Genomic DNA, 14692 nt, shown 5'->3' on the forward strand with positions numbered 1-14692 from the left:
TTGTGCGAGGCGATGCCCAGCACGGTCGCGTCATGGGCAAGGCGCGTGTCAGGGGCTTGGATTCCTGCGATCTCTGTGGTCATGGCGGGGGCTCCTGTCTGCCGGCGAAGGCCAAGCTCCAGGAGGGTGCGCGCTCGCTGGCGGGGCGCCCCGCCGAACTGCCGTCATTTCCTGCCACGCGCGCGGGCGTTCCCGGAGAAGCGCTCCCGGTACTCGAGCGGTCCCACGCCGAGCCGGCGCAGGAAGGTGCGGCGCAGGTTCTGCTCGTCGCCGAAGCCGCACCGGTGGGCGATCTGCTTGAGCGGGAGGTCCGTGCTCGCGACGGCCTGGCAGGCGGCTTCGAGGCGCATGGCTGCGACCGTCTTCGCCGGGGTCTGCCCCACCGCGGCCGTGTACGCGCGCGCGAAGGTGCGCGGGCTCATCCCCGCCTGCGCGGCCAGGCGCTCGACGCGGAGATCGCCGGCGAGGCGGTCCGCCATCCAGGCATGCAGGTCGGCGAAGGTGCCGCCCTCGGCGGCCTGCGCCGCGAGCGGCGCGCTGAACTGCGACTGCCCGCCAGGCCGCTTGAGGAACACGACGAGCTGCCGGGCGACCGCCATCGCCGCGCGGTGCCCGAGGTCCTCCTCGACGAGCGCGAGGGCGAGGTCGATGCCGGCGGAGATGCCGGCCGAGGTCCAGATCGAGCCGTCGCGCAGGTAGACGGAGTCCGCGTCGACGCGGACGCCCGGGTGGCGCTCCGCGAGGAGCGGCGCGGAGCGCCAGTGGGTCGCTGCGCGGCGACCGTCGAGCAGGCCCGCGGCGGCGAGGAGGAATGCGCCCGTGCACACGGCGCAGGTGCGACGCACGCGCGGCGCGCGGCGGGCGAGCCAGGCGACGAGATCAGGCGGCACGGCCGGGGCCTCCGGCGGCCCGCTGCCCGGCACGATCAGGGTGTCGATGGCCTCGTCGTCGAGCGCCGCGAGCGGCTCGGCACAGACCGCGAGCCCGGTCGTGGTGCGCACCGACCCGCCGGCCGTCGAGGCGACGATCGCGCGATAAGGCGGAGGAGCGCCCGGCGCGCGCAAGGTGTTCGCCACGGTGAAGGCCTCGAGAGGCCCGGCGAGATCGAGCAGCGCGGCGCCCTCGAAGGCGAGCAGGACGACGAGGCGGGGCTGGGTGAAGCTCGCTGGCATGAGGGGACAGGTAGATAGATCAAGGCGGCCCAGGCGGGAGCGCAGCAGAGCGGGAATGCGCTCGATCTCGCCGCCGCCCGCGCCACGACGCTCCCGCCGTGCCCGTCGCCGGCCGGGCGCGATCCTCCGCCGGAGGGCTCTCCAGGCAGGGATCCGCCACGCGATGGCCCGGCGAAGTCGGGCGCGCGTGGCGTGATCGCCCCGCGGCACACCCGCACTCGTTCAGACCGGTCGGCGCGCTAGCCGGCCGTGCCGTGGAGGTGCTCGCGGAGGAAAGCGAGGAGGCGCGCCAGCGCCTCGCGGGTCGGGTGGCCGTCGCGGTCGACCAGATCGCGGGTCAGGACAGAGTGGGCATCGCGCCGGATCCCGTAAGGATTCCCTTCGGACGAGTCGATCTCGATCCTCTCGAACCCGTCACCGAGCTCGGCGGTGAGCCGGTCGAAGCGCTCCTTTGGACAGAACCAATCCTCCGTAAAGCGGAGTCCGAGCACTGGTGTGCCCGCCGCGACGCGCTCTCTGACGATGCGGAGCTCGGCGTCCGAAAGCTGCAGAGCAGCCCGCTGCGCGCGCGTGTAAGGTGCGGGCAGCGCCGGGTGGCACACCACGGGCGCCGCGAGGATCGGATCGAGCATGAGCGCCAGCGCGAAGTTTCCAGTAAGGCACATGCCGATCGCGCCGATGCCCCTGCCTCCGAGCTCCGCGTGCATCGCGCGGGCGAGCGCGCGCACCCAGTTGCTGATCGGGCTCCGCCGCCTCGTAGCGAAGTTGTTGAACTCACGGCTGATGCAGAGGCGAGCCGCGCTTTCGGCGATGTGGAGACACGAGTCCCTCTTGCCGGGCGTCCCCAGCAGGCTCGGCATGAAGACGGTAAAGCCAGCGTCCGCCACCCGCGCACCGAGCGCGATGTCCTCGGGGATGAGGCCCGGTAGCTCGTGCAAGATGACGACCCCAGGGCCGGCGCCACGGCGATACACCTTCCGCGTGACGCCGGCATGCTGAAACGACATCTCCATAAAGCCGTAGATCGACATGACGAGCAAGGTTGCACGCGTTCGTGCGCGGCGCGAAGCGGCGGTGCTGCAACGCCCGCGACGCACAAGCGTGGACGTGCTGGGCGCTCAGCCGTGCTTCATGGCCCGCGCCTCGCTTTCCGCCCCCTCGGCACCGAGCCGCCCGTCGTCGCGGTGACTGCGCTGATCGGCGGCCCGGCTTTCCTGGTGATGCTCCACAAGAGTCAGGGCGAGGGCGGAGACTTCAGCCCGGCCTGACCCGCTGGGCCGCAGGCCGGCTCGTGCAGCGGGCGATCCACGCGTTCACGTTCGCGAAAGGCGAGAGGTCCACGCCGAAGCGGGCCAGGAACGGCAGCGCCGTCACGAGCGACACGTCGGCGAGCGAGAACTGGTTGCCCACGAGGTACTCCTTGCCCTCGAGCGCGCGGTCGAGGATCGCGATCCCGTTCGCGAGGTCCTGCTTCGCGCCCTCGGCTACCTTGGGGTTGCGCTCGTCGGCAGGGAAGCGCTCCAGGGTGTTGCGCAGGAGCCGCGTCGTCGCCTCGAACAGCGTGACGTTGCCCCAGGCCATCCACTTGAACGCCTCGGCGCGATCGGCGTTGAGCGGCGGGAAGAGGCCCTTGTCCACGCCGAAGCGCTCGCCGAGGTAGAGCAGGATCGCGAGCCCCTCGAAGATCGGCTTCCCCTCCGCGACCAGCAGCGGGACCTTGCCGTTCGGGTTGAGCGCGAGGTACTCGGGCTTGCGCTGATCTCCCGCCGCGAGGTCGAGCTTGACCTTCTCGTAGGGGACGCCGAGCTCCTCGAGCGCCCAGTGCACCCGGTCTGCGCTCGTCATGGGGGCGTAATAGAATTTGAGGTCGGACATGCGGCGAGCAGAACCCCGCCGCGCGCGAGCCGCAAGCGGGCTTCGTTCGTCGCGCATGAGCTCGCTCTCGTTGGACGGCGCTCCACCTGAAGGACGTCACGCCCGAGGCGCCGTGACCCGACCGAGGTTGGGGGAAACGGGAGAGGACGCGCCGCGCTTGGCTGCCCATCGCAGCAGCGTGTCCAGCGCCGGGCAGAGCGCTTGTCCCCACTCGGTGAGCCCGTACTCGACCCGGGGCGGCACCTCGGGGTGCGTGATGCGCCAGATCATCCCGTCGCGCTCCATCTGCCGGAGCTGCTGGATCAGCATCTTCTGCGAGATGCCAGGGATGGCGCGTTCGAGCTCCGAGAAGCGCTGCACCTTCCCTCCGAAGAGGCGGAATAGGATCACCAGCTTCCAGCGCCCCTTGAGGAGCTCGAGCGCCTGCTCGACACGCTCGGCGGCGATCTCGGGAGTCGCCGGCTCGTCGTACTCACCTTCAGGTGCGTACCCCACCTTTTCGTGCGTTCTTGCCACCCGATGAGCCTAGTGCTCTGACACGATTCTGTTGAACCAGTCGGACCCGAAAATTCGCTCGGCGTCGCGGACGGTGAACTTCCAGTTGATCTTGCGTCGAGCTCGGTCCGCAGCTGCGTTCCACTGTCGTACCCGAGCCCGGAGCGCCGCGAGCCTTGGGATGCGGTTGCGGCCGAGGCACTCCCTGGACACGAGGCTGGCTTCGATCTCCGCGGCGTTCAGCCAGCTCGCGTGCTTCGGCGTGTGGTGGAACTCGAAACGCGAGGCAAGCGCGTGGCCCCGCTCGGCCCCGAAGGCCTTGATGAGCGATGCAGGGGTGTGAGTGTTGAGGTTGTCCAGGACCAGATGAATCCGACACGCCCGCGGGTAGGCGCGGGCAATACGCTCGGCGGCGAGCGCGAAGGATGGACGCGTCCGGTCCTCCGTCGCGTGGGTGAGATGGCGCCCTGTCTTCGGCTCCACGATGCAGAAGATGTTGGCCGTTCCCCGGCGCACGTACTCGTAGTCGATGCGCCGCGGCTTTCCTGGGCGCATCGGCCTGTCGGGCCTTGCGTTGTCGTGCAGGACGACGGGGCGCTCATCGAGCGCTACGACCGGTTCGCTCGGGTCGTGGGGCCGGGCGTACAGCTCCAGCACGTCCTTCATCCGCTCGACGAACGGTTCGTCGATCTTGGGAACGCACCACATTTTTTTCCCGCCAGGGCTTGATGTCCTGGTCGGCGAGGGTCCTGCGTATGGTCTCTCGGCTGACCGAGCGAACGATCTTTCTGCGCTCGGCTTCGTCGGTGACCAGGGCAATGGTCCATCGCGCCCGCCCTTCGGGCGGCGGACCGCAGACCATCGCGATGAGCGCAGCCGTCTGCACACTGTCGAGGAGCTTGGAGCGGCGTCGCCGGGACTCCTCGCTCAGCGCGTGCTCGACGCCGCCCTCCAGGAAGCGGTTGGCGACACGCCGCACTTCGCGGCGGTAGGTTCCCGTCGCCTCCGCTGCCTGCGTGATCGTCCAGCCCTTGTCGAGCAGACGCAGCGCCTGGATCCGCCGTGCGACGAGCATGCCCAGCGGGCCCTCCCGCTCGCGTCGGCGCAGCGCCTGCTGGTCCTCCTGGCTGAGCTGGAGCCCCCTGAACCGGGACCTCGGCTGCTTTCGTTCTTCCCTCACGCCCACCCAGACGCACGAGCCGAGCGAAACGGATCGTCAAAACTGCGGGGCGGCACTAGCCCAACCTTGCGTGCGAGGGGGCCCACGCGCCGGGCCGCGAGTCATTGTCCCTCAGGAGGAATCACCGCCCATGCAAGTACCTGAACCGCTCGCAGGGGACGTCGCCGCGCAGAACGCGCGGAGCGTCGATGCCATTGCTCGATCGAGCTCGGATCGCCCACCCGGAGATCGACGGATGAACACGCCCCGAAGATTCTCGATCGATCCCGAGGAGTTCGCCGGCAAGCGCGTGCTCGTCACAGGCGGCACCAAGGGGGCGGGCGAGGCCATCGTCCGCCGCCTCGGCGCCGGGGGCGCCGTGACGGCGACCACGGCGCGCTCTGCGCTCCCAGAAGGCCAGTCGCCGAACGTCTTCGTACAGGCCGACCTCGCCACGGTAGCAGGGGTGGACGCTGTCGTCCGCGCGCTCCTGGGCGAGCTTGGCGGGATCGACATCCTGGTCCACACCGTCGGCGGCTCCTCTGCGCCGGGCGGCGGCTTCGCGTCGCTCACCGAGGACATCTGGCAGGACGAGCTGTCGCTCAACCTCATGGCCGCCGTGCGTCTCGATCGCGCGCTCCTCCCGCACATGATCACGCGAATCGTTCAAACCGACGCCGCTTCGCGGCACGGCTCAACTCAGGCGTTGCGCGGGCGGACGTTTGAACTTGCTGCTCCCTCATCCCATCCCCGGGACGATGTCGCGCTGGCCGTGGACGACGCCTTGCTGCTCGTGAACGAGGTCGCCCTACCTTGGGGGCCAGGTCGTCATACCCCGAGGGCAAGCTCGTCCTGGGGGCAGCGTTCTCCTGCGCGGGCCGAGGGCGGCTGGTCGTGGTACAGCCCATCCCCGACGTGAACGGCGCGAGCGATCGCCCGTCTGCGTCAGACGATGCACCTGGACCGCCGGCGTCCGCGCTCGATCGCGGGCGGCTCGGCTCGAAGGAGTGACGAATGCAGATCGGAATCATCGGCGCCGGCTCGATCGGCGGGTCGCTGGCGAAGCTGTTGGGGAAGCTCGGTCACCAGGTCGTGATCGCGAACTCGCGCGGGCCGGACACGCTCCGCGAGCTTGCCGCCGAGACCGGGGCCACCCCCGTCTCGGCCGCGGAAGCCGCGCGCGGCGGCGAGATCGTGGTCGTTACGATCCCCCAGCGCGCAGTCGTGGACCTGCCGAAGGATCTCTTCGCCGGCGTGCCCGCCGGCGTGGTCGTGATCGACACCAACAACTACTACCCGGTCCGCGACGGCAGCATCCCGGCCATCGAGGCGGGGCAGGTCGAGAGCGCGTGGGTCGCCGAGCAGATCGGGCGGCCGGTGGTCAAGGCGTTCAACAACATCTACTTCGAGAGCCTGCTCGCGAAGGGCAAGCCGGAGGGCACGCCGGGGCGCGTCGCGCTCCCGATCGCGGGGGATCCGCCGGAAGCGCGGGCGAAGGTCATGCGCCTCGTCGACGAGCTCGGCTTCGATGCGGTCGACGCAGGCGGCCTCGAGGACTCGTGGCGCCAGCAGCCGGGTACCCCCTGCTACATCCACGACCTCGACGCGCCTCGGCTGAAGGAGGCGCTCGCCGCGGCCGAACGGAGCCGCGTCCCCGAGTACCGCAAGGCCTCGGACGACTGGCTGCGATCGCTCATCGCGTCACAGAGCCCGAGCTGATCTGAGCGCAAGCGGAATCGTCGGTCGCAGCGGCTGCCTCAAGGACACAGTATCCTCAGATTGGCAGACGAGATCGAAGTGAACCTAGGATCCCTGGATGCCCCAGATCAACTGATGCCAACCTACGAAAGCTGGATCGTTCGTCGCGAGTCCTGGTTGCCGCCGTTTCCACTCACGAGACGATACGACCGCGATCGTGACGCCACGGGTCGCTTTGAAGAGTAGGTCGCACGAACGGTGGGGTGCGGGAACGTGCCCTCACTGTCTGGGAAGCCTTCATGCTTCTGGAGGATGGTATCTTCCGGAGCCTTGACAACCAGCTCCTCTCCGCTGGCGCGGACCTTGACTTTTCGCCGGCGACAGAACTCGATCTCATCGTAGGTCACGGACCGCCTGGCTCAGCCGCATCGCAGCCTCGAGCCGCTTTTCCGGAGGCATGCGCCGGAGCAGCGAGCGAGCATGGCTCCCGAAGCCGGCCGGCTGTCGTCGCCCTGAGCACGTACGCCGTTGCAGTCCTGCCGCCTTGGACGTCGCAGCGGCCGGGTAGCTCCCACCACCCGACCTCGCGAGCGCCTTTCTCGCGCGCCATCCAGGTCGAGGGCGCACGTCGGGCGCACGCTCGTTCAGCTCGACCTCAGCCCGGTCGTGAACGATGACCGGGAGCGTCACCGGAGCCGCGCGCGGGCGTCACGAAAGACGTCCTCGGCCGGTCGCCCCCGGGACGGATCCGCGTCAAGCTCTGCGTCCCGGCGCGTCGCTTCCTCGGTCCAGAGGCGCCTGTGGTCCTCCTCGGAGAGCTCATCCAGGCTTTCCAGAAGCGTCTCTGCGAGACGTGCGCGCTCCGCGACGGGCAGCTTCAGGGCTTCGGCTTCCAGTTCGGGAAGGTTCACGGGGGGATTGTACCGCGCGGCTCCGGCTCGGCTGGATGGACGGCGCGGCTGGCGTGGTTCGCCGTCGGCGCCGCTCGTTCTCGACCGCGAGGGCCGTGTGCTGCGTCGTCGCGGTACCTCGTGGTATCTTGCGGCTCATGCAACGAGCCATCCAGGGCCCGCCGCCCGGCTTCGACGACCTCACCGTGCACGAGCAGATCGAGTACGTCCAGGCGCTCTGGGAGCGGATCGCGGCGAGGGAAGACGAGGTGCCGGTACCCGAGTGGCACAAGGTCGAGCTCGATCGCCGGCTCGCCGAGTACGAGGCCGCACCGAATGCTGGCCGCTCCTGGGAACAGGTCGAGGCCGACCTCCGTACGCACCTCGCAACGCGTCGATGAGCCGGCTCCTCGTCCTCCCGTCTGCCGAGCTGGACATCCGGGAGGCGGCGGACTGGTACGAGGGCGAGGAGGACGGGCTGGGCGGACAGTTCGTCGATGAGCTACGGCACATCGTCCGCCGGATCAGCGACCTCCCGTCGCAGTTCCCCGATGTCGGGCGGGGTGGTGTCCGGCGCGCGCTGCTCAAGCGGTTCCCTATGCGGTCTACTTCCTGCTCCGTGCTGAAGGAAACGAGCGGGCGGCGGTTGTCGTCGCCGTACTCCATCAGCGGCGTAGCCCGTCTGTTTGGAAGAAACGCGTTCGAGACGAAGGTACAACGGGCTAACCTGGCCCTGGTGCCGGCGCTCGAGGAGGGCGGCCTCGGTCGCGGTCGGCGGCTCGACCGCCGTCTCGGCGGGGGCGTCGACGGGGGCGCGGCACATCGGGCTCATCGGGGCCACCCCCGAGAGCGGGTGAGGGCGCGGGCGAAGTGGAGTCTGCGAAACGAACGGCATCAACATCCACTACCTCCGACCTGAAGGCGCCAAGGTTCCCCTCGTTCTGCTCCATGGATTGATGGGGAGGTCCGCGGATGCGGTCACTCCGACTCGCCCTCGGCGAGCGCCACCGGGGCAGCCATCACGAGCGCGAATCGACGGGAGAGGACGCGCCGCGCTTGGCTGCCCATCGCAGCAGCGTGTCCAGCGCCGGGCAGAGCGCTTGTCCCCACTCGGTGAGCCCGTACTCGACCCGGGGCGGCACCTCGGGGTGCGTGACGCGCCAGATCATCCCGTCGCGCTCCATCTGCCGGAGCTGCTGGATCAGCATCTTCTGCGAGATGCCAGGAATGGCGCGTTCGAGCTCCGAGAAGCGCTGCACCTTCCCTCCGAAGAGGCGGAATAGGATCACCAGCTTCCAGCGCCCCTTGAGGAGCTGGAGCGCCTGCTCGACACGCTCGGCGGCGATCTCGGGAGTCGCCGGCTCGTCGTACTCACCTTCAGGTGCGTACCCCACCTTTTCGTGCGTTCTTGCCACCCGATGAGCCTAGCCCAACCTTGCGTACGAGGGGGCCCACGCGCCGGGCCGCGAGTCATCGTCCCTCAGGAGGAATCACCGCCCATGCAAGTACCTGAACCGCTCGCAGGGGACGTCGCCGCGCAGAACGCGCGGAGCGTCGATGCCATGCTCGATCGAGCTCGGATCGCCCGCCCGGAGATCGACGGATGAACACGCCCCGAAGATTCTCGATCGATCCCGAGGAGTTCGCCGGCAAGCGCGTGCTCGTCACAGGCGGCACCAAGGGGGCGGGCGAGGCCATCGTCCGCCGCCTCGGCGCCGGGGGCGCCGTGACGGCGACCACGGCGCGCTCTGCGCTCCCAGAAGGCCAGTCGCCGAACGTCTTCGTACAGGCCGACCTCGCCACGGTGGCAGGGGTGGACGCCGTCGTCCGCGCGGTCCTGGGCGAGCTTGGCGGGATCGACATCCTGGTCCACACCGTCGGCGGCTCCTCTGCGCCGGGCGGCGGCTTCGCGTCGCTCACCGAGGACATCTGGCGCGACGAGCTGTCGCTCAACCTCATGGCCGCCGTGCGTCTCGATCGCGCGCTCCTCCCGCACATGATCGCGCGAGGCGCGGGGGTCGTCCTCCACGTTTCGTCCATCCAGCGCCGGCTCCCTCTCCACGACGCGACGATCGCGTACGCGTCGGCGAAAGCCGCGTTGTCCACGTACAGCAAGGCGCTCTCCAAGGAGCTAGGACCGAAGGGCGTCCGCGTGAACTCGATCGCCCCGGGATGGATCCGCACGGCGGCAGCCGACGCCCTGGTGAAGCGTCTTGCCGACAACGCCGGTACGGACGAAGACACGGCCCGGCAGGGCATCATGAACGCGCTCGGTGGTATCCCCATCGGGCGTCCCGCATGGCCCGAAGAGGTCGCGGAGCTCGTCGCATTCCTTGCCTCCGACAGGGCGGCGTCCATCCATGGGAGCGAGTACCTGATCGACGGGGGCACTGTGCCCACCGTTTGACGGCAAACACCGGACCCACTCGGCACAACGCCCGCCCGCCGAACAGCCGCTGAGCCCGATCGGGCCTGGGTGCAGGCCGAGGGCATGGCCCTCCGAACAACGACGAAGAAGAGCTCGAGCCCCACCAAGGGGCCCAGCAGCAACGGGCCTGTGACGCCGCAAAGCACCCGCGAGGTGGCCGACATGCTGGGCGTGACGAGCTCGCCGCTCAAGCCCGAACAGATACGCGGCTACGCAAGGAGTTGCCCGTGGTTGCGGATATCATGGACGACGTGGCGGCGTTGCTCGCCGAGGACGCGGCCGCGCTCGTTCCGCCTGTTCAACGCATCTGCAACCGATCCTCGACTTCCTTCCTGGCTGCGGGGATGGCATCCTGCCGGGCATGACCGTCGAGCAGATCGTCGCCGCCATCCGCGCCCTCCCTGTCACCGATCGGCTTCGCGTGATCGAGCTGGTCGCACACAAGGCCGCCAGCGACGTCCCTGCTGCAGATCATCCAGCTGAACGTGAGGGCGTCACCTTGACCGAGCGGCATGGCCTGCTGCTTATCGACACTGACGCCACCATGCCGGCCAAAGCGTTCGACCATCGCCCCGATCGCGATGCACGAGCGGACCGGATCCTGGGAGACTCGTGAAGCTCGCCTTCGATAGGAGCGTGCTCGTCGCCGGACTGCACCGGGCGCATCCCCTCCACAATCGCGCCGTCGTCTGGATCGACGCGGTGGCCGAGGGACGGGTGAGCGGCCTGGCCACCTGGCACGCCCTCGCGGAGCTCTGGTCCGTGCTCACCCGCCTGCCGAAGCCGGCGCGAGCGAGCCCGGAGCAGGCGTTGCAAGTCGTCCGTCGGGTCGTGTGTACGACGTCCGCCCTGTGGATCCGGCCGTGTACGACGAGGCGATGCAGCGGTGCACCGATCGCCTGCTCTCTTCCGGCGTCCTCTTCGATGCTCTGCACCTCGTGGCTGCCGAGCATGTCGGCGCGGATGCGCTCGTGACGTTCAATGGCTCGGAATTCCTCCGATTTACCGCTCCGAGCTCGCCGCGCATCGTGATCCCTCCAGATCCACCCGAGGTCACTCTTTGACCCTCGACAGGGCTTCGTCCGGCGTGAGATCTGTCCGCGCGACCACGCCTTTCTTGCCGGACGATCCGCTCGACCCGCGCCTGGGTGCGCCGCTCGTGGTCAGAGGCGACGGTTCCCCGGCCACGAGGCGGAGTGACCCGACCGAGGTTGGGGGAGCCAAGCCACGGCCTTTGGCTCCGCGTACTCCAGCTCGTTGTGCGGCTGCCGGAGGCTGCGGAGATGCGGGCGGGGGCGGTACGCCGGAGGCTTTCGACCCGGCGGGCCCGTAGGCTTTTCCAGATTCGTAGCTCTCCGAGCCCGCCGGGCAGGTGAGCTTGTGCGTTGGGCGGAATTCTTCGTGTGACCGCCGCCGGGCCCTTGGCTCCGCGACGTGCTGCGCCACCCGAGGACGAGCATCCGTGAACGCCACGTCGAGCCGGGTCATGTACACTGTGACGCAGGCGAACTGTGCGATGGTGGTTGGCACCAGAGCCAGCCCATGTTATGGTCTGCCGAATGCCTCCGTCTCCGAGTATCCTCCACGACCTTCGTGATGCCTACCAGACTGGTAATCTGATCGTCTTCGCTGGCGCAGGTGTTCCTGCTGCGGCAGGTCTGCCCGACTGGCTGACACTCGCCACGCAACTCGGAACCCGCGTACAACGCGAAGGCAAGGCGCCCGACGTCGTCGCCGAGATCAGCGACCTCCTGCAACGACGGCAGTTCATCGATGCGCTTTCAGCGGCGAAGCAAGCGCTGGGCGAGCACGAGTTCAATCTGGCGATCGAGAAGGCGGTAGACGACGAACGGGCCACAATTCCCGATCTCGCGAAGGCCATCGCCGAGTTGAAACCCAAGCTTCGCGCCGTAATCACCACGAACCTCGATCGCTTCCTGGAACGTGCGTTCGGTGGTGATTGGCAAGATCTATCATCCCCAACCGGCGATCTGGCCCAGAAGTCCCGCTATATACTGAAGCTGCATGGTACGCGAATCGACCGGCGCACTTGGATCTTTGCACGAGATGAGTACGATCAAGCGACGTTTGGATGGCCGAATCACCGAAGCGCCTTCGAGACGCTCTTCCGTGCCTATCCAATCCTCTTTGTCGGGTATGGTCTCAGCGATGATGATTTCGATATGACACTTGGGGCCACGCGAGCGCTCGCTGGCGCGAACCCGCCTGTCCACTTCGCACTCGTACGAGCGCCAATCCCGCCGTACCGACGAACGAGGCTCGAGCGTGCCGGTCTCCGGCTTGTCGAGTATGATAAGCACGACGACGTGCCCGGTATTCTCCGCACACTCCCTTGAACAGCTCGCCGCCGGCGGGCGCCATGGCGGCGGGCGTTGAATTCAGAGAAAGAGGCGTCTCACACAAGCAACACATCGAGAACTACCTCGCACGGATTCAGGACTACTGCGCGTGTCTTCCATATCTTTCGCTGCACGATATTCGCCCCAATAAGACACTCTCTGAAACATACGTCGCACTTCGAGCCAGAGATTCTGCGGCAGCGGGTGCTGGCTACGATAAGTTTGGCCGTCCGATAACAAGCGAAATCTCCGTAGCGGAGGTGCTCGCTGATTCTCGTGAGGGCTGCACGGTTATTCTGGGGGATCCGGGTTCCGGAAAGTCATCCCTTCTTCGCCATTTGGCAGAGCGAGCCTGGACAGCACCGGAGAGCATCGGTCTCAGAAAACCACACCTTCCATTGCTCATTCCATTGCCCGCGATCGCTGCTATTTCTGGACCGTTCGAGAAGCGTATCGCAGTTGCTCTTGAGCAAGAGTTGTCGCTTGCGCGCGCTATGCCTGCTGGTTTCTTCGATATGTGGCCTGCAGAGACAGGTGCTCGATGGCTAGTGCTTCTAGACGCGCTTGATGAAGTTCCGAACAGGTTGAGAGCGTCGTTTCTTCGCTGGCTTGGCGGCACGTTGATGCAGCTAGCTCCAAACCGGCTCGTGCTCACGACACGCAGCAGTAGCTATCGCGAAGGAGACATTTCGACAAGTCCACTGAGTCATTATGAAATCTTGCCTTTCGCGCCGGAGCAGACAAATGAATTTGCGAAGAAGTGGTTCGGCAGCGAGGCATCACTTTTCCTAAAGGGTTTCCATAGGACACACGTTGGCGATCTCCAGCGCACGCCACTACTACTCGCGATCGCTGCTAAAGTGTTCAGCGAGCATCACGATGTTCCGGAACGGCGCGCCCGGCTTTACGAAAATTTCGTGAACATTGCCATTGCCGAAGCTCGCCAGAAAGGTATCGAATCTGAGCTGGGGGAACGCATTGGCAAGGTGTCCCTATTCGCGCTCTCACGTATCGCGCTCCATATGACGGAGTCTGCTGGGAGCAGTAGCGAGTCCGGCGTTCATCGAAACCTCGCAAGCTACTTCCAGAAGGCCCTAGGCACATCACCGGATGAATCACTCGTGGACGCCGAGCGATTCATTGACGTTATGGCGCGACGCAGCGGGCTGCTGATCCGCCGCGGGAGAGTTCTTGGATATGTCCATCCTACTATCCAGGAATACTTGGCCGCCGTCGCGATCACGCGCGAATGTGACAGTCGAAATGATGCGCTGTGGGAGAAGTATATTTCGAAGTGGCAGTCGCGCCAATGGAGAGAGGTGGCTCTATTTGCGTTGGGAATCTTAAGCGAGCAGCAAGTTGACATCAATGATATTTTTCGCGCTGTCATGCCGAACATTTCTACCGACAAGGTGCGGGAAGTTATTGCCGAATCTGGCCTTGACGGAGTCGACGAACTTCTTGAGCCCAATGGCGCGCTCATGTTTGCCACTGAATCGATTCGAGATGGAATTGGCTTGAACCTTTCGGAGTACGACAGAATTGCAGGGTACTATCTTACGATCGTTCGGTGCCTCGACAGCTCGGATCTCGCGCATATTGCAGAGACGCCGTCAAGTCCATTTGACGCACTGCGCATGCTGCGTGCTAGTCCCAGTGCCGCACAAGGACTTAGGAAGATTGCACGAGATCCCGCCATGGGAGGCTATATTCGATTTTTGGCCATGAGGTCTTTGGTTTACTTGCGCGAGACCAACTCCGATGTCCAACTGCTGGCTCAGTGGGGCATCGGAGAAAAAGCACTGTATCCGAACGATGCTACGTTCGCGGACGTGGCATACTCTGCGAGAGCCGACATCGCCGAGCTACTTTATGGGATCGGGCAAACAGACAAGGCCCTGTCCGTGCTCTCTTCGTTGGTTCGCAAGACCGACGGGACCGGCAGTGGGGCGCGTGGGCTCGCCATCGAGCTCTGGATGGATGTGGTTCGGAACCTGGATAATTGCAAAAGGTCTATCGTCGTTAAAGATCTGGAGTTTTTAGTACGAGATCCGGGTGTTTCGCAGAGTACGTTTGATCGACTCATGGCATTTTTGAAGGAGCGAAAGTTCTCATGGGCAATGCCCTTTTTGGAGCGCATGGCCGTTGACGAAGGCGTCGATGACTGGCGGAGGTGTGAGGCGGCCATTGCTCTCGCTAGCGTTGGAGATGCTGAGCGCGCGAGATACATTGTCATTAAACTCACCGAATGTCTGAACGATTCGTATGCGCGGCACTACATGGATGAGCAAAGTCGCAGGCTTTGGATGAGGGAAGAAGACGATTGAAGCGCAAGGTGTGATCTGGCTCGATGAAGACGGCGTAACCCGCGGCTCCTCGGACACCTGCTTGCCCAAGTCAGGCTTCTGCCGCGCATCCACGCGCGGCAGAAGCCCACACGTTGCGAGGGCGGAGCGGCGCGGGACCCGGGGGGCGACCCCCTTGAAGTCGCGTTCACCACGACGGGCCCACCGGCCACGGTCTCCGCCGAGCACGCGTCGCCGCCGTACATCCCATCGGCGCCGTCGGCTGCATTGCTCGGCCCGGGCAAGTCCTCGCCATCATGGCCCCCCTAC

17 protein-coding genes and 1 pseudogene are annotated in these 14692 nt (G+C 66.5%); 10 read left to right on the forward strand and 8 right to left on the reverse strand.

Annotated features, from left to right (window positions below; translation table 11 throughout):
* Positions 1 to 164: 164 nt before the first annotated feature.
* The 6 genes from WME79_RS41210 to WME79_RS41235 all read right to left on the reverse strand — a co-directional run bounded on the left by WME79_RS41210 (position 165) and on the right by WME79_RS41235 (position 4617).
* Positions 165 to 1172 (reverse strand): GlxA family transcriptional regulator, encoded by a 1008-nt coding sequence (locus WME79_RS41210; RefSeq protein WP_437526456.1) that lies wholly within the window; start codon positions 1170 to 1172, stop codon positions 165 to 167.
* A gap of 239 nt (positions 1173 to 1411) precedes the next feature.
* The gene (locus WME79_RS41215; protein ID WP_437526459.1) at positions 1412 to 2179 is read right to left on the reverse strand and encodes a dienelactone hydrolase family protein; all 768 of its coding nucleotides are present in this window, start codon (positions 2177 to 2179) and stop codon (positions 1412 to 1414) included.
* 247 nt (positions 2180 to 2426) lie between these two features.
* Complete coding sequence (locus WME79_RS41220) at positions 2427 to 3047, reverse strand: glutathione S-transferase family protein (protein WP_437526461.1); 621 nt, start codon at positions 3045 to 3047, stop codon at positions 2427 to 2429.
* A gap of 96 nt (positions 3048 to 3143) precedes the next feature.
* Entirely contained in the window at positions 3144 to 3563 is a 420-nt protein-coding gene (locus WME79_RS41225; protein ID WP_437526463.1) for a winged helix-turn-helix transcriptional regulator, read from the reverse strand.
* A gap of 9 nt (positions 3564 to 3572) precedes the next feature.
* Positions 3573 to 4208, reverse strand: coding sequence for an IS630 family transposase (locus WME79_RS41230; protein WP_437526466.1), 636 nt, complete (start codon positions 4206 to 4208; stop codon positions 3573 to 3575).
* The gene (locus WME79_RS41235) at positions 4141 to 4617 is read right to left on the reverse strand and encodes a helix-turn-helix domain-containing protein (RefSeq protein ID WP_437526469.1); all 477 of its coding nucleotides are present in this window, start codon (positions 4615 to 4617) and stop codon (positions 4141 to 4143) included. The genes WME79_RS41230 and WME79_RS41235 overlap by 68 nt, the downstream gene beginning before the upstream one ends.
* A gap of 340 nt (positions 4618 to 4957) precedes the next feature.
* Between WME79_RS41235 and WME79_RS41240 the strand changes: the two genes are divergently transcribed.
* The 3 genes and pseudogenes from WME79_RS41240 to WME79_RS41250 all read left to right on the forward strand — a co-directional run.
* The gene (locus WME79_RS41240; RefSeq protein WP_437526472.1) at positions 4958 to 5620 is read left to right on the forward strand and encodes an SDR family NAD(P)-dependent oxidoreductase; all 663 of its coding nucleotides are present in this window, start codon (positions 4958 to 4960) and stop codon (positions 5618 to 5620) included.
* Between the two features lie 95 nt (positions 5621 to 5715).
* Positions 5716 to 6420, forward strand: a complete 705-nt coding sequence (locus tag WME79_RS41245; protein ID WP_437526475.1) for an NADPH-dependent F420 reductase — start codon at positions 5716 to 5718, stop codon at positions 6418 to 6420.
* 57 nt (positions 6421 to 6477) lie between these two features.
* Positions 6478 to 6645 (forward strand): annotated as a pseudogene (locus WME79_RS41250) (GFA family protein); the annotation flags it as partial.
* A 440-nt stretch (positions 6646 to 7085) separates the two neighbouring features.
* Here WME79_RS41250 and WME79_RS41255 read toward each other — a convergent pair.
* Positions 7086 to 7310 carry an addiction module protein gene (locus WME79_RS41255; protein WP_437526477.1) on the reverse strand — a complete coding sequence of 75 codons (225 nt, stop codon included), beginning with the start codon at positions 7308 to 7310 and terminating at the stop codon, positions 7086 to 7088.
* A gap of 137 nt (positions 7311 to 7447) precedes the next feature.
* Between WME79_RS41255 and WME79_RS41260 the strand changes: the two genes are divergently transcribed.
* A complete protein-coding gene (locus WME79_RS41260) occupies positions 7448 to 7690 on the forward strand; it encodes an addiction module protein (RefSeq protein WP_437526480.1) in 243 nt (80 codons plus the stop codon).
* A 618-nt stretch (positions 7691 to 8308) separates the two neighbouring features.
* Here the strand turns inward: WME79_RS41260 and WME79_RS41265 are convergent.
* Positions 8309 to 8704: a winged helix-turn-helix transcriptional regulator gene (locus tag WME79_RS41265; protein ID WP_437526483.1), complete on the reverse strand. Its 396-nt coding sequence runs from the start codon at positions 8702 to 8704 to the stop codon at positions 8309 to 8311.
* Between the two features lie 188 nt (positions 8705 to 8892).
* Here WME79_RS41265 and WME79_RS41270 point away from each other — a divergent pair, with 188 nt between their 5' ends.
* The 6 genes from WME79_RS41270 (at position 8893) to WME79_RS41295 (ending at position 14404) form a co-directional block, all read left to right on the forward strand.
* Positions 8893 to 9696 (forward strand): SDR family oxidoreductase, encoded by an 804-nt coding sequence (locus WME79_RS41270; protein WP_437526485.1) that lies wholly within the window; start codon positions 8893 to 8895, stop codon positions 9694 to 9696.
* 248 nt (positions 9697 to 9944) lie between these two features.
* Positions 9945 to 10082, forward strand: a complete 138-nt coding sequence (locus tag WME79_RS41275) for a hypothetical protein (protein ID WP_437526488.1) — start codon at positions 9945 to 9947, stop codon at positions 10080 to 10082.
* A complete protein-coding gene (locus tag WME79_RS41280; protein ID WP_437526491.1) occupies positions 10079 to 10333 on the forward strand; it encodes a hypothetical protein in 255 nt (84 codons plus the stop codon). Before WME79_RS41275 ends, WME79_RS41280 begins: the two co-directional genes overlap by 4 nt.
* 247 nt (positions 10334 to 10580) lie before the next feature.
* A complete protein-coding gene (locus tag WME79_RS41285; protein ID WP_437526494.1) occupies positions 10581 to 10781 on the forward strand; it encodes a hypothetical protein in 201 nt (66 codons plus the stop codon).
* Positions 10782 to 11276: 495 nt separating this feature from the next.
* Complete coding sequence (locus tag WME79_RS41290) at positions 11277 to 12074, forward strand: SIR2 family NAD-dependent protein deacylase (protein WP_437526497.1); 798 nt, start codon at positions 11277 to 11279, stop codon at positions 12072 to 12074.
* Complete coding sequence (locus WME79_RS41295) at positions 12071 to 14404, forward strand: NACHT domain-containing protein (protein ID WP_437526499.1); 2334 nt, start codon at positions 12071 to 12073, stop codon at positions 14402 to 14404. Before WME79_RS41290 ends, WME79_RS41295 begins: the two co-directional genes overlap by 4 nt.
* The last annotated feature ends 288 nt before the right edge of the window (positions 14405 to 14692 follow it).

Origin of the sequence: Sorangium sp. So ce726 (genome assembly GCF_051521405.1) — a bacterium.
Taxonomy (GTDB): domain Bacteria; phylum Myxococcota_A; class Polyangia; order Polyangiales; family Polyangiaceae; genus Sorangium.